Origin of the sequence: Brevundimonas sp. MYb52 (assembly GCF_002979535.1) — a bacterium.
GTDB lineage: Bacteria > Pseudomonadota > Alphaproteobacteria > Caulobacterales > Caulobacteraceae > Brevundimonas.
The window spans coordinates 1-14263 of the sequence record NZ_PCPB01000026.1; the positions used below are offsets into that span (position 1 = coordinate 1).

General features: G+C 67.2%; 10 protein-coding genes. 5 read left to right on the forward strand and 5 right to left on the reverse strand.

Annotated elements, in window-relative coordinates; genetic code table 11:
• Positions 1 to 249: 249 nt before the first annotated feature.
• Complete coding sequence (locus CQ039_RS16995) at positions 250 to 939, reverse strand: Ada metal-binding domain-containing protein (protein ID WP_105564951.1); 690 nt, start codon at positions 937 to 939, stop codon at positions 250 to 252.
• A gap of 241 nt (positions 940 to 1180) precedes the next feature.
• Between CQ039_RS16995 and CQ039_RS16210 the strand changes: the two genes are divergently transcribed.
• The 4 genes from CQ039_RS16210 (at position 1181) to CQ039_RS16225 (ending at position 6834) form a co-directional block, all read left to right on the forward strand.
• Positions 1181 to 1642 (forward strand): RNA polymerase sigma factor, encoded by a 462-nt coding sequence (locus tag CQ039_RS16210; protein ID WP_199183681.1) that lies wholly within the window; start codon positions 1181 to 1183, stop codon positions 1640 to 1642.
• Positions 1643 to 1672: 30 nt separating this feature from the next.
• Positions 1673 to 2608, forward strand: a complete 936-nt coding sequence (locus CQ039_RS16215) for a FecR domain-containing protein (protein WP_158256028.1) — start codon at positions 1673 to 1675, stop codon at positions 2606 to 2608.
• Entirely contained in the window at positions 2605 to 4917 is a 2313-nt protein-coding gene (locus CQ039_RS16220; protein WP_105564954.1) for a TonB-dependent receptor, read from the forward strand. The genes CQ039_RS16215 and CQ039_RS16220 overlap by 4 nt, the downstream gene beginning before the upstream one ends.
• A 291-nt stretch (positions 4918 to 5208) precedes the next feature.
• Positions 5209 to 6834, forward strand: a complete 1626-nt coding sequence (locus tag CQ039_RS16225; RefSeq protein ID WP_158256029.1) for an autotransporter outer membrane beta-barrel domain-containing protein — start codon at positions 5209 to 5211, stop codon at positions 6832 to 6834.
• A 345-nt stretch (positions 6835 to 7179) separates the two neighbouring features.
• On the opposite strand, the gene CQ039_RS16230 is transcribed toward CQ039_RS16225, so the two are convergent.
• The 4 genes from CQ039_RS16230 to CQ039_RS16245 all read right to left on the reverse strand — a co-directional run bounded on the left by CQ039_RS16230 (position 7180) and on the right by CQ039_RS16245 (position 11656).
• Positions 7180 to 8532, reverse strand: a complete 1353-nt coding sequence (locus tag CQ039_RS16230; RefSeq protein WP_158256030.1) for an efflux transporter outer membrane subunit — start codon at positions 8530 to 8532, stop codon at positions 7180 to 7182.
• A 55-nt stretch (positions 8533 to 8587) separates the two neighbouring features.
• Complete coding sequence (locus CQ039_RS16235; protein WP_105564957.1) at positions 8588 to 9769, reverse strand: HlyD family secretion protein; 1182 nt, start codon at positions 9767 to 9769, stop codon at positions 8588 to 8590.
• Positions 9769 to 10293: a DUF3302 domain-containing protein gene (locus tag CQ039_RS16240; RefSeq protein WP_105564958.1), complete on the reverse strand. Its 525-nt coding sequence runs from the start codon at positions 10291 to 10293 to the stop codon at positions 9769 to 9771. The genes CQ039_RS16235 and CQ039_RS16240 overlap by 1 nt, the downstream gene beginning before the upstream one ends.
• Positions 10294 to 10588: 295 nt before the next feature.
• The gene (locus tag CQ039_RS16245) at positions 10589 to 11656 is read right to left on the reverse strand and encodes a glycosyltransferase family 4 protein (protein WP_105564959.1); all 1068 of its coding nucleotides are present in this window, start codon (positions 11654 to 11656) and stop codon (positions 10589 to 10591) included.
• A 420-nt stretch (positions 11657 to 12076) separates the two neighbouring features.
• Between CQ039_RS16245 and CQ039_RS16250 the strand changes: the two genes are divergently transcribed.
• Positions 12077 to 14143: a phytase gene (locus CQ039_RS16250; RefSeq protein ID WP_158256031.1), complete on the forward strand. Its 2067-nt coding sequence runs from the start codon at positions 12077 to 12079 to the stop codon at positions 14141 to 14143.
• Positions 14144 to 14263 lie beyond the last annotated feature (120 nt).

Below are 14263 nucleotides of genomic sequence, written 5' to 3' on the forward strand. Positions count from 1 at the left end.
GCAGGTTCAAATCCTGCTCCCGCACCCAAAACATCAAAGCCCCGCTGCCAAACGCCGCGGGGCTTTCTGTCGTCTGGGCTCCAGTCTCAGCTCAACCGCCGTCTGGCTCCGCGACTTGAAGATGCCGTGCCAGAGGCTCCGGCGGCCCCAGCGCTTTGAACCAAGAGCCGTGACCGTCGCGAGACCAGTTGAGACCCGGCCCTAGGTCGGATGCGTCAGCGTATTTGGCGCATATCCGGGCTCATCTAATCACTTGGCAACTCGGCCTTGAAGTGAGGCTGAGCCGGTACAGCGGATTGTGCTGGGTTTCGGTTCTCGGAGAATAGACCGGGCAAAGGTCCCGGGGGTTTGCTTCAGAACCTGCCGGAAGACCCGGTAGAGGTGACTGGGGCTGACGCCCATGGCCTGCGCGACGCCCGCGGTTGTCGCCGCGCCGCCGGAACGCCGGATGATCTCGCAGGCCTTGTCGACCAAAAATCGTCGCTCTTCCGTCAGGCCGCGCCCTTCGGGATGGCATCGCCTGCAGGGGCGAAAGCCGGTGCGGCGGGCATCGTCGAGCGTGTCGTGGAAGCGGATATGATCCGGTCTCGCATGGCGAGAAGGGCAGGATGGCCGACAGTAGATGCCGGTTGTAACGACCGAACACCAGAAGCGACCGTCAGCATCGGCGTCTCGCGCCAGTCTCTGAGCCAGCCGGCGCCTATGCAGGGCGACGGGCGAGAGCGGCCCGATGCGGTCCGTAGAAGCAGGGGCTGGCGAAGAGGCGGCGGCGAGCATCATGATCTTTCCCTTGTTCACTGGAATTCTGACGCCGCCGACGATGAAGTCCCTTTCGCACTTGGCGCAGTTTCGCCGATGACCGGGTCGAGCGGACCCGAGACGCCTCGGCGAGACGGGGTAGGGGTGTTGTCCGCTTGCAATGCGCGTGATGATCGTCATTTTCTCGCCGAACGGCTGGGAGAGTTAGACCCGCCCGTTCAAACACCTGCCCCGTCCGCACCTTGGGCCGCTCTTGACCTCATTGGTCGCTGGCGGCGCCAGGATCTCTGCGTGGTGGTGTTCTGTGAAGATCAACAGTTGCACGCGGCCCGGCCGCAGAGTGTATTGCGCGCCGATGACAGCCCCGCCTTCGCCTCAGGCCGCCGGACTTGAAGCGGTCTTTCTCGATATGAGGCCGGTGTTGCTTCGACGTGTTCGGGCCATGGGGGCGACGGGCGACGCCGAAGATGTCCTGCAGGACGTCTGGCTGCGGCTTCGGTCGCAATCCGGCCCCATCGCCAACCCGGAAGCCTATCTGCATCGCATGGCCTATACGGTCATGCTTGATCGGCGGCGGGGGGAGCGACGGTCCGCCGCGAGGGACGGGGCCTGGAGCAGCCACGCCATGCCGCCTGAGCGAGGGGATGCGATCGATGCGGATGCCGAGCGTCAAGTCATCGCGCGCGAAACCCTGCTGGCGGTGGCGGCGCGCCTGGAAGCCCTGGGAGACCCGGCGGCGGTCATTTTCCGACGCCACAGGATCGGCGGCGAGACCCAGCGCGCCATCGCAGTTGATCTCGGCATGGGGCTGAGCACGGTCGAGAAGCACCTGCGTCGAGCCTATGCGGTATTGCTGGACCTGGAGGACGATCATGAGGCGTAAGTCGATCCGCGGCGTCCTAGAGTCATGCGCATGAGCCAGACCAACCGATTGCTAGAGCGGGAGGCCTTGGGCTGGCTGGTTCTCGTCAACGATCCAGGGTTCGCCGCCTGGGACGAATGGGAGGCCTGGCTGGTCGCTGATCCGAGCCATGCTGAGGCCTACTGGCGACTGGCGGCCGAGGAGGCGGATGTCTCGCAGGCGCTGAGATCCGCGCCGGAGAGCCTGACCACCCGTGCACCCAAGCTGCGACGGACGGCTCCGACCCGGCGTTTCTGGATCGCTGCATCGGTTGCGGCGGCTGCGATCGCGGGGGTCTGGATCTGGCAGGAGCGTCCCCGTACCTGGCAGGTCGAGACCGCGCCGGGAGAGCAGCGCACCCTGACGCTGGCCGACGGAACGCGCCTTCATCTGGACGGCGCCACCCAGGTCACGCTTGATCATTCCCGACCCCGATATGCGGCTCTGGACCAGGGGCGGTTTCTGGTCGAGGTCGTCCATGACGACCGCCATCCCTTCTCGGTGGTCGTCGGCGACGCGGTGCTGACGGACCTCGGGACGGCATTTGACGTCACCCGGCTGGAGGACGGCCTTCGCGTCGCCGTGTCGGAAGGCCTGGTGCGCGTCGATGTCGAGCAGGAGGCTGTCACGCTCAGGCCTGGCGATGGGCTTGTCGTGAGACAGGGACAACTGACGCGTCGCGTCGTCGCCGCCTCGGAGGTGGACGCCTGGCGTGACGGGCGGCTTGTCTATGACAACGAGCCCTATGCGGCGGTGGCCGAGGACCTGGCGCGCGCCATTGGTCGGCCTGTCCGGCTAGCGCCCGATCTGGCCGATCGTCGCTTTACGGGCAGCATGGGGGTTCGGGGGCCTGACGAGGCGCTTCGACCCCGACTGGAGGCCTTGCTGGGCGTCGCCATCAGCGCCGACGGCGACGCCTGGCGCGTGACCGCGGCGCCGGAGCCGTGATCCTCGCCGTCGCCCTGGCTGCGGCCGTTTCCCAGCCGCAGCCCCCGGGGGCGCATGAATATCCGGCGGGGCCGACGCTGGCCTCGGTTAATCGGGCTGCGGCCGCCGCTGGCGTCGACGTGGTGGTGGCGGTGGACCTGCGGGGGCGCCGCAGTCCGGCCGTCGCGCACGTGTCCGATGTGGAGGCGGTGTTTGATCGCCTGCTCAGACCGGTCGGCGCGCGGGCCGTCCGGGTGGCCGACAGGATGTATCGCATCGAGGTCGCCCCCGCGCCGGCGCCGCGACGGGATACACAAGGCTTCCGAGGCCCCGATCTCGCTCCGACTGTGCTCGATGAGGTCATCGTGACGGCGACCGTGCCGCGAGGCGGTCTGGAGGGGGCCAACGGCCGCTCGGTCATGTCCGCGTCCGCCCTGGAACGATTTAGCGGCGTCGCCGGCAGCGAGGCCTTGTCGGACCTGACGGCGACGGTCGATTCCACACGCCAGGGGGCGGGACGCAACAAGCTGTTCGTGCGGGGCATAGCCGATTCCGCCTTCAACGGGCCGCTGCAGGCCACGGTGGGGCAGTATCTTGGCGATCTCCGACTGAACTACGGCACGCCTGATCCAGACCTGTCCCTGATTGACATGCAGGGGGTGGAAGTTTTCGAAGGCCCGCAGAGCTCGCGGTTCGGCGCGGGCTCGATCGGCGGGGTGGTCCGGCTGCACCCTCGGCCAGCGAACCTGCAGGAGCGAGGGCAGTCCCTCGCTGGGGGCTTGTCGATGACGCCGGGCGGCGGCCTCGGAAAAGACCTGGCGCTGACGCTCAATGAGCCGATCGGGACGCGGGCCGCCGTGAGGTTGGTCGCCTACGGCCGTCGTGAAGGCGGCTTTCTCGAGAACCCTGTGAGAGGCGTGAACGACGCCGATTTCACAGACACGGCGGGCTTCAGGCTATCGACGCGGGCGCTGTATGGCGGCTGGACCATCGACGGCCTGATCCTCCACCAGAAGATTTCGGCTGCTGACGCTCAGACTGTGGCGATCAGTGAGAGCGAACCGGTGAAACACAAGGCGCTCGCGGAGCCTTATGACAGCACCCTGTCGCTCGCCGGCGTGATCGCCCATCATCGCGCAGGCGCGTCTCGCGTCACGCTTTCCGCCGGCGTATCGAGGCAGATTCTGGACGAATCCTTTGACGCCAGCGAGCCGGGCACGGCTATGCCCATCTTGGCGGATCGCCGCCAGGAGGTCAGCGCCTTGTCGCTGGAGGCCCGACTGGAGTGGGTCTCTGGGGGGATGTTGACCCTGAATGGCGGCGCCGCCCTGGCGGTCGGCCAGGCCGAAACGGTTCGAAGCCGGCGCACGGTCGACGTCCGTGACGAGATGGCCGCGGATATGCTGGTGCGGGATTTCGCTGAGGGCGCGCTTTTCGGCGAGGTTGTCGCCGCCGTCACGCCCAAGCTCGATGTGGCTTTCGGCGGCCGGGTGTCGGTAGCCCAGGGCGAGCATGGCGCGAGGCAGATCAAGGGCGGGGCGCAACTGCTCTTTGCCGACGCCAGCCGTTCAGAGGCCTTTTTCAGCCCCACGGCCGCCCTGCGGTGGACGCCGGGCCGTGGACCGGCGGTCTTTCTGCGTCTTGACCGGGGGGCGCGGCCCGGCAGCGTCAGCGAAGATGCAGGCGACCTGGAGCGACGTCGCGCCGATCGCCTCACTCTGCTTGAAGGCGGCCTTCGAACCGGACAGGCCTCGTCCTGGACCGCCGAGGCCTCGATCGGCTGGATGGACTGGCGTGACGTTCAGGCGGACATCATCACGCCGGGGGGGGACCTCGTCACCAGCAATGTCGGCGACGGCGAGGTGCGCTTCATCCAGGCCAAGGCGGCCTGGTCGCCTACTCCGACGCTGGATCTGACCGGAAGCCTGTTCCTGAACGACAGCCATCTCACGTTTGAGGGGCCGCACGTCATCGGCGTCAGTGGCGGTGACATCCCCAACGTCGCCCGGAAGGGCGCACAGTTCGGCGCTGCCTATGATCTGGGGTCGATTGCGCGCTGGCCCGCCAGTCTCAGCGCCGATTTTCGCTATGTCGGGAAATCTCGCCCAGGTCTGGGACCAGGCCTTGATGTCATCCAGGGCGGCTATTGGCGTGCAGACCTTCAGGCGCGCTGGGGCGATGAGCATCGAGCGGTCGTGTTGAGGGTTTCCAATCCAATGGACGCCTGGGCGATCCGATATGGGGTGGGATCGCCCTATCAATTGCACGACCCGCAAGGCGCCCCCTTGCGTCCCCTGACGCTACGCCTGGGATTTGAGGCGTCGTTCTAGCCGCCGAGATAGGCAGGGCGGAGGCGCCGATCCGCTCGAGGATAGTCCCAAACAGGCTCGGGCAGCCAGCGATGGAACCGCGCGCGGGTCCGGATGCGGCCTTCTTCGGGGGACCGCCGGATCGCCTTGACGTCCATGAAGCTTGCGGCGCGGCACCCGGACAGGGTGCGAAGGCCGCCGCGTGTCGCGCCGCACGCGTTTCAAGAAAAATGGTGGGCGCGCGTAAGGCGAGGCGCTTCAGGCGGCGTCATTCCCCAAGAGATCATGACGATCAGTGTGGGGGAATGGCCTTTGATCGATTTCAACCCGATGTCCGGTCGCGTGGACGGCGCCCGGCTCAAGGCCGGCGCCGCCATGGCTGTGGCGCTTGCCGCCCTGCTGCCGGCCACCGCTTTCGCCGGGACGGCGACCACGCATCAGGCGGCTCCTCCGCCCGGATGGATCGCCATCGGTGAAGACGACATCGAACGCGCCGCGAGGGGCGTGACGTTTTCTGACGGCAACGACACGGTGACCAACACCGAGACCCTGGTCCTGTCGTCCGACTATGACCTGGGGGGCGGCGATGATCGGTTCATCAACCAGGGCGTGGTTCGGTTCGCCAAGGCGGATGCGCCTCTCAACCTGTCCTTCCTCGGCCTGGAGCGGTTTGCCAACGACGGCGGCCTGATCGATCTGCGGAACGAGGGGGCTGGCGACGTCCTGACCCTGAGCGGGGACTATGCCGCCACCGGCAACGCGCGGGTTGCGCTCGACATCGATGGACAGACAGCCGACAGCCTCGTGATCAACGGGGTTGCGACCGGCAGGACCTCGCTGGTGCTGCAGAGCGTCAAGCCGGAAAACGCCGTCCTTCTGGATCAGAGCCTGACCCTTGTGACGGTCGGCGAGGACACCGAGGCGGACGCCTTTTCCCTCGCCAATGCGGATCAGGGGCTGGTCCGCTATCGGCTGTCGTTCGACGACGAGGCCCATGTCTTCCAGATCGACGCCTCGGCCGGTCTTGCCGTGCACCAGAGCGTGCGCGCCACCGAAGGTCTTCGTTTCGCCTGGCGGGCTTCGGCCGAGGCCTTCGACACCGAACAGGCCATGGCGCGCGCCAGCGGCGGCGAAGGCAGCCGCGTTTGGGCCGTGGCCCACGGGGTGCAGATTGATCGGGAGTCCGGCGGCCGCGCCTTTGCCCTGGGCTATGAACAGGCGCTGGTCGGCGGCCAGATGGGCGCATCCCTTGGCGCTGTGCCGTTGGCGGGTGGTCAGGCGGCCTATGGCGTGATGGGCGGCTATGTCGATTCCAGCCTGACCTTCGAAGGCGGTGGTCAGGTCATCGACATGCAGACCTTCAACCTGGGCCTCTACGGCGCCTGGCGACGGGAAAAGCTGTTCGCCACCGGCCTGATCAAGGTCGACAGCCACGCGCTCGAGATCGAGGACAAGGCCGCCGGCTTCACGTCGGACCTGGACGGGCTGTCCTGGGGCGCGCGCTTTGAGGCGGGGTATCGTTTCGATGTGGGCGTCCTGGCCATCGAGCCCGTGGTCGGTCTGGACTATCTCAGCACGTCGCTGGACGACCTGGAGGTCCTGGGTCAGTCCGTGGTGTTCGACGATCAGGAAGGCTTCTCCGGACGCCTGGGCGGGCAGGCTTTGGCTCAGTATGAGCTGACGGGCGATCGTTGGCTCGTGCTGTCGCTCGGGATCGAGCGGGTTCACGACTTCGACGCCGACCTCAAGGGCGCGCTGCACAGCAACCTGGCGATCGATGAGGTCGTCATGACGGGGCCGGAAAACTACGGCCGGACCCTGATCGGGGCGCAGCTGAAGATGGCCAGCGGTCTTCAGGCCTATATCCAGGGCGAAGGACGGTTCGGCGACGGCCAGAGCGGCGGCGGTCTGCGCCTCGGCGCGCGCTACCGCTTCTGACGGAATCGGCGCGCTCGGCCTTGTCCGGAGGCGCCGTCGTTCCACGTCATTTTTAGCCCCCCTGCGACGACGTGGAACGTTGGGACGCCGCTCTTGCGGCGTCCCTTTTTGCATCGGCCCGGGGCGTCGAGCCTTCACCGAATTTGCGGCTTTTGGAGATTGAGGTGGGTATCAAGGCGGCGCGCTCCAGGCGTGCCTGATGACGCTCCAATGGGGGGAGTGCTGGCGTGATCGGTCACGAACAGGAGGTGGGGCGGACGCTCGCGGCGCAAAACCGGGTCCTGCTGGCCTATGTTCGACGGCGGCTGAAGACGGCGGGCGACGCCAAGGACGTGCGTCGGGGCGTCAGGGCTCTGGCGGCGTCACGAAGTCGCCGCCAAGCGCCAGGTGCAGATCGACCCGGCGCGCCAGGCGCTCGCGGCGCACCGCCAGCACGGCTATCTCGGCGGCGTTTGCGGCTAGCTGGCGCTGCATCACCTCGCGGAGGTCGGACTTGCCGATCCGGTAGGAGTCCTGAGACAGGCTGGCGGCGCGTCGGCTGTCCTGAACGGCCATGCTCAGCAGTTCCTCGCGCGAGGCCAAGCTGTTTTCCGCGTCGAGCGCGGTTTCAACCTCGCCGAGCGCTTGCAAGGCCAGGCGGGCATAGCTGGCGACGGCTGAGCGCTGCTCGGCATCGCGCAGGCGCACGGTCCCGGTGAGGCGTCCTCCTGTGTAAAGCGGCACGACGGTGGCGGCGCTGGCGCTGGACGTCGTGCGCTCGAAGGTCTGCTGGGTGTCAATCGTCTCGCGCGATATGCGTCCATAGCCGGCGGACAGCGACAGCGAGGGCCAGAACGAGCTCCTGGCCTCGCCGACGAGGTTGAAGGCGGCGGCGACGCGTCGCTGCGCCGCGATCATGTCTGGCCTGCGGTCCAGCGCCTCCAGCGGCATGCCGGCAGGTATGCTGGGAGGAAAGGGCGAGAGCTCGCTCCGCGGTGCGATCGTGGCGGAGGGATAGCGGCCCGCCAGGATCTCAAGGGCGCGCACGGCGCTGCGATGCGCCATCCCGACCTGCTGAGCGGCGTCGCGGTAGGCGGCGTAGCTGGCGCGCGCCATCATGACGTCCGCTTCTGTTCCCACGCCGACGCGGAGCCGGTCATTGCTTAGGCTGACCAGGCGTTCCGCATCGGCCGCCATGTCGTTGGCAAGGCGAACCTGTTGCGCGGTTTCCGTCACGATGAACCAGGCGCGCGCCACCGACGCCGCCAGCGATTGTCGGGCGAAGCGAAAGTCGGCTTCGCTGGCGTCGCGCTGGGCGACGGCGGCGTTGCGCTGGTAACGCAGCCGCCCCCACAGATCGACTTCCCACGTCAGGCGCAGCATGCCGCCGTTGAACATGGAGACGAGGTCGGACACGGAGTTGGTTCCCCCGCGCCCCAGGACGCCGATCGCGGGCTGCAGTTGCGCGGTGGCCAGATCGACCTGAGCCTCAGCCTGCTCGACGCGGGCGGCCGCCGCCGCAAGATCCGCGTTGTGGGCGAGGGCTTCTGTCACAAGGGCGTCGAGCTGCGGGTCGTTGAAGGTCGCCAGCCAGCCGGCCTCGACGGGCGCAGCGTTCGCTGGCGTCGCCCAGGTCGAGGGGACCTGCACGTGGCCCAGGGCTTCGGCGCGCGTGCCTTCGGGCGTCGGCTCGGGCGCGGTCGCGCAAGCGGCGAGCAAGGCCGCCGTTAGTCCAAGCGAGGCCGCGGTGCGAAGAGGTGACATGGCGACGACCTCAGTGGAGCTTCAGCACGAACAGGTCGAGCTTGGTGCCGACGCGCATGACCACCTTGCGGACGATGTGCACCATATGGCCGTGCTGCGTGTAGACGGCGCCGACGCCTTGGGCGCCCATCGGCAGGAAGGTCTTCTCGTCCCGACCGGTGGGCCTCAGCCGCACCGCGAATCGGCCCGGCGGGATTGGCGCGGCGCCGGTCTGCGGCACAGTGCCTGAGAGGGGCAGTTGCCCTGTGCCCGACGACCAGACGATGGAATCCACCTTCGCCTTGATAATGCGATTGGGGAAGGTTTTCAGCGCGATCTCGGCCTCATCGCCGGGACGGATATTGCGCAGTTCGTTCTGCGCATACATCGCCAGGATCATCTGTTCGTCCTCGACAAAGGACATGACCGGCACCATCGGCAACTGTGCGGCGTAGGAGCCGGGGCGCAGTTGCAGGTTCACGACGGTGCCGTCGGCCGGCGCGCGGTACACCGTTTGATCCAGTTCCCACTTCGCGTAGGCGATCTGGGCCTTGAGCTGCTCCAGGGCGGCGCGCGCCTGGGCGACGTCCGACAGGTCGCCGCCCGGCGTCAGGGCCGAGAGCTTCTGTTGCACCTGGGCGGCGCTGGCGGTCGCCTGCGCCAGGTCGGCGCGCCGCTTGGCGACATCGGTTTGCGCCTGCTCGTGATCGAAGGCCGAACCCGCGCCTGTACGCGACAGCTCGCGCGTCTGCGCTTCGCGGCGAACGGCGAGCGCCAGATCGGCTTCCGACGCGGCGCGCGCCGATCGCGCGCCCCTCAACTGCTCACCGAGTTCGCGCTGGTAAGCCTGGGCGCTGTCGAGCTTGGCCTCGAGCTCCGGTTGCTTCGACTGGAGTTCCTGAAGCTTCTGTTCGAACGGCTCCGGATCGATACGGAACAGAACCTGCCCCTTCTTGACCGGGGTGTTCGCTTCGATCGGCACTTCGATCACGCGACCGGTGACGCGCGGCGTGACCTGGACGACGTAGTTGATGACGCGGACGTCCGGCGAGGAGGGGGCGACGACGTTGAGGATCAGGATCAGCGCGGTCATGCCGATGATCGGCAGGGTGAAGACGATCACCTGGCTGACGAAGGTCCACGGCAGCAGCTTGAACTTGAAGAAGAGCAGCCAGACGATGCCGGCGTAGATGAGCAGGAGGATGACTTCCATCAGGCGCCGCCTTCTTCGATGCTGCGGGGGCTCAGCGTCTGCGCGCCAAGGGCGGCCAACTGCTTTTCAAGGGACGCGATGCGCAGGCGCAGGTCGCTGGTGTCTTCGGGCGACGGCGCGGGCGTCGCATGCGGGGCCTCCGCTGGCGTCGGTTCGAGGCCCAGTGCGTCGCCGGCGTGGCCCTGCTCGTCGAGCGTATCCGTGCCGTAGGCCATCTTGTGAAACACCGGCCGCGTGTAGGCCCACACCCAGGCGAGGGGCCACAGCAGGCCGCCGAACACCAGTGAGAGCAGGCACAGGACCTTGATCGCGGCGAGCTGTGGATGTTCGCGTTTCTCGGCGATCTTCTCCGGCATGATGTGGACCCACCAGAAGGCGCCGATCAGCACCACGGGCACGATCAGAATGGCGATCCACGAAATGACGTTGGCGGCAGAGTCGAGCGCGTCGCCTTCCAGGAATGAGGCGTGTGCAGGGGTGCCCCACGCAAATGTTAGTAAAAACAAGACGGTAATTCGCTTCATCGCCCGGTTCCTCTGCAAGAGAAGGGCAGATCGATCTGCCCTTCTGCTGCGATTAATGGAGGCGGGCGAAAAATCGCTTCACGCTTTGTTGGCTGAATTATGGCGCCCACCTTCGTTCTTTGAATGTGAATGATGCAGACAAGGTTCCGCGCGGCCAAGTCTGAAAATCTGCGTTTTCCAACCTGGCCGTGAAGCGGGTCAAATGGGGCTGATCCCCGCCGACGGTTGGCCTTATGACGATCCTTGCGGCCTGGCGAAATGGACCTGGGCGCCGGGGCTGCCGCACAGATGCGTCTCATTGATCGGCATGCGTCTCAGCGAAGGCGCGCGCGATGGCGTCGGGCGGCGCTTTCGTCGCCAAGGAGCGGCCGGCGACGATCGCGCGGCGGATGGCCAACAGTTCTGACGCACGTACGCGGGGGGCATGGACTTCAATGACATAGCGCTGCGCGGCGCGTGCGAGGGCGACGCGTCGATTGGGTTGAACAATCAACTCCTCGATCGCTGATACTAGCGTCCTGGGCGTGAGATCGCTGAGATAGAGGGCGTGGGGGCCGCTTGCCTCTCGCAGGCCGCCACGCCCCGATGTGATCAAGGCCGCGCCCGCTGCATGGGCTTCGACCGCAGTCAGGCCAAACGGTTCGTCCCACATTGACGGCGTTAGCGCGATGGCGGCTGTCTTCATCTGGCGCTGAACCTCCGAGAGCGGCGCCGAATGGAGCACGGTGACCCGGGACTCGTAGGGACGGAGGGCGGCCACGTGCGGCGCCGCCCACTTTTGGTGGTGCATCCAGTCGCCCAGCATCAGGACGGCCCGCCACCCAGGGTGGCGATCGAGAACGGAAGGCAGGGCGGCGCAGACCAGGTCCAGACCCTTCTCGGGCATGGCCCGTCCCGAGAAGGCGATGACGGGTTCGCGCTGATCCGGGGAGGCGAGCCACGGTCCTGTGTCGATGGGGTTGGGCACGGCCCAGGCTCGGTTGGCCAGGGCGGGGTAGGCGTGTGTAAAGGCGGCGCGTTCCGCAGCGCTGACGAAGATGAACCCGTCCATGGCCTTGTAGCGAGCGTTATAACGCCAGGCGTCGAGCAGGTGACGCGGCGCCTTCAGCGCATTGTGCCGGTAGAGCACGTGCCGAGCCTCAGGCATGGAGCGAGCCAGGATCACCGCCTGCTTTACCTGCTGATGACACTCGACCAGGTCGGGTTGGAACGCGCGAAGGCCCTCAAGCAGGGCGCCGCGTCGATTATCCATCCGAAGCGGCAGGACGCTGGACATGCCGTGATCTTGGGCCCCTTCGTCGCAGAATATGCGAACGTCCTGGCCCGGCATGGCGGCGACCAGGGTCCGGATCACCGTCTCCATGGAATTGGGCGCTGAGGCTGCGAAGGTGCATCCGGACGGAAGTACAATGGCGGTCCGCAGCGGACGAGGGGCGTCAAGGACGGCTGGCGGGACGAGGGCTGTCAGCGGCGGAGATGGACTGCGGATGGCCGACGAACGCATGAGTCAGAACTCCCGAACGACGCCGAGCAGCCGGCGCGCCGCCGCGATGCGGCTTCAAAGCCAAGACGCCGCGGGAAGCGGAGAGCCTTACGGATGGGGGCGGTTGTCGGCTTTCGCCCGCCGTGGCGGGAGCTTCTGTCCAGCGGCGCAGCCTGGTCGCCCTTGAGCGCGTCGCTGACATCTTCTCACAGGCTTGTCGCCTAGGCGTCGCGTATCCTTTGCAGAGCCTGCCTACTGGGCCCGGGGCGCATGCGCGCCGAGGGCTGTGTGGGGGCGACCATGACCAAGCGACTGACGAACAATCTTCTGGGGGCCAGCGCTCTGGTGCTGGCGATGGCGATAGGCGGGGCCGTTATAGCTCAGGACGCTGTCGCCCCGGTCGTGGCCGCGGCGCTCGACACCCGCTCGACCGGCGAGGCGAGCAGCGGGGTGATTGTGCTGGGCGCGGACGCGCGGGGTCATCGTTTGGTCTCGGCGGCGGGCCTGGCCGGGCTGGAGGTCCTTGACCTGACGGGCGCGCGCCTGGGGCGGGTTTCGGCAGGCGAGGCTGGCGGTCTGGACGTTCGCTATGGTTTCCCGGTCAAGGGCCGGGCTGAGACCCTGCTGGTGTCGACCGACAAGACCGACAACAGCCTGCGCTTTTTCGCCATGCGCGATGGCGCGCCGGTCGAGGTCGGGGCGCGGCCCGTGCCTCTGGGCTTTGCCGTCGAGGACGTCTGCCTGCTGCGCAACGCCAGCGACGGCGGCCTCTATGCCTTCGCCGTGGGCGACGGCGGCGAGATTGAACAACTGCTGCTCTACGCCGATGCCGAGGGCCGGGTGGACGCTCGTTCGGCGCGTCGCATCAACCTGCCGTCCAAGATCAAATACTGCGTCGCCGACGATGCGACGGGCCAGCTCTATGCCTCGCAACAGGCCGTCGGCGTCTGGCGCTTCAACGGCGACCCGGAGGCCGACGCGGCCCCGGCCCTGGTCGACGCGGCCGGTCTGGGTCGGATCAGCGAGGAAAGCGGGTCTCTGGCGCTCTATGACGGCGGACAGGGTGCGCGCTATCTGATCGCGACCGACGCCTCCAGCGGGCGGCTGTTCATCTATGACCGCAGCGCGGGCGACGCCTACCTCGGGGCGGCCAGTCTGACCGGGCGCGACGGCGCGGCGATCAAGGAGCCGGGCGCGTTGCAGGCTGTCGGCGCCCCGCTGATTGGCTTGCCGTCAGGCGCTCTGGTGGTGACGGACGAGGATGCGGCCGCAGGTCCTGACTACAAGCTGGTGTCGATCACCGCCCTGACTGGGGCGCTGAACCTGTCGGCCGGGACGCCGCAGGACGCCCGCGCAGTGGCTGCGCCGCGCTTCCCCGCCGTCGTCGCCGTGGCGGAAACCGCGCCGGTCGGCAGCCCCGGCGACGCCGCCGACGATCCGGCCATCTGGGCCGATCCGACCAATCCGGCGAACAGCCTGATCATCGGCACGGACAAGAAGGCGGGGCTGAACCTCTACGACATGCAGGGTCGCCTTCTGCAGCATCTGCCCGACGGCAAGATGAACAATGTCGATCTGCGCGAAGGCTTCATGTTGGGCGGTCAGCCTGTGGTGCTGGTCACGGCCAGCGACCGGACCAACAAGGCCGTCGCCATCTATCGTCTCGACACTGAGGCGCGTCGTCTGATCGATGTGGCGGACGGCGCTCAGCCGACGGGTCAGGGCGATCCCTATGGCCAGTGCATGTATCGCTCGACCCGCAGCGGCAAGACCTATGTCTTCATCAACGATTCCAACGGTGAGAAGCGTCAGTGGGAGTTGGTGGACGCCGGAAACGGCAAGGTGCGCGCGGTGCGCGTGCGTGACTTCGCCTTCTCCAGCCAGGTCGAGGGTTGCGTCGCCGATGACGCCACGGGCCAGCTCTATGTGGCCGAGGAAGACGTCGGCCTGTGGCGCCTGTCGGCGGAACCGGACGGCGGCGCGGCCATGACCATGGTCGCCCGCGTCACCGACAACCCGGCGCTAAAGGACGATCTGGAAGGCGTGGGTCTTTATGACCTGGGCGGCGGGCGCGGCTATCTGATCGTCTCCAGCCAGGGCAATGACAGCTATGCCGTGTTCCGCCGCGAAGGCGATCAGGCCTATCTGGGCTCCTTCATCGTCGTCGCTGACGGGGCGCGCGGCATCGACGGCGTGTCGGAGACGGACGGTCTGGAGGTCACCAGCCGCAATCTCGGCCCCGGCTTCGAGCACGGCGCCATGGTCGCTCAGGACGGCCGCAACGTCCTGCCTGGCGAGAACCAGAACTTCAAATATGTGCCGTGGACATCCATCGCCGAAGCCCTGGGGCTGGAGGTGCGACCCTAACCTGAGGAGGCAGGCGTCAATGGCGTCCGACAATGGGGACCGTTCATTCTGATCTGGTCTGGCGGGTCGATAGGCTTTAGCTAAAGGCGAGAAGTCGGCGGGGCGGCGGGTGTTTGGGAC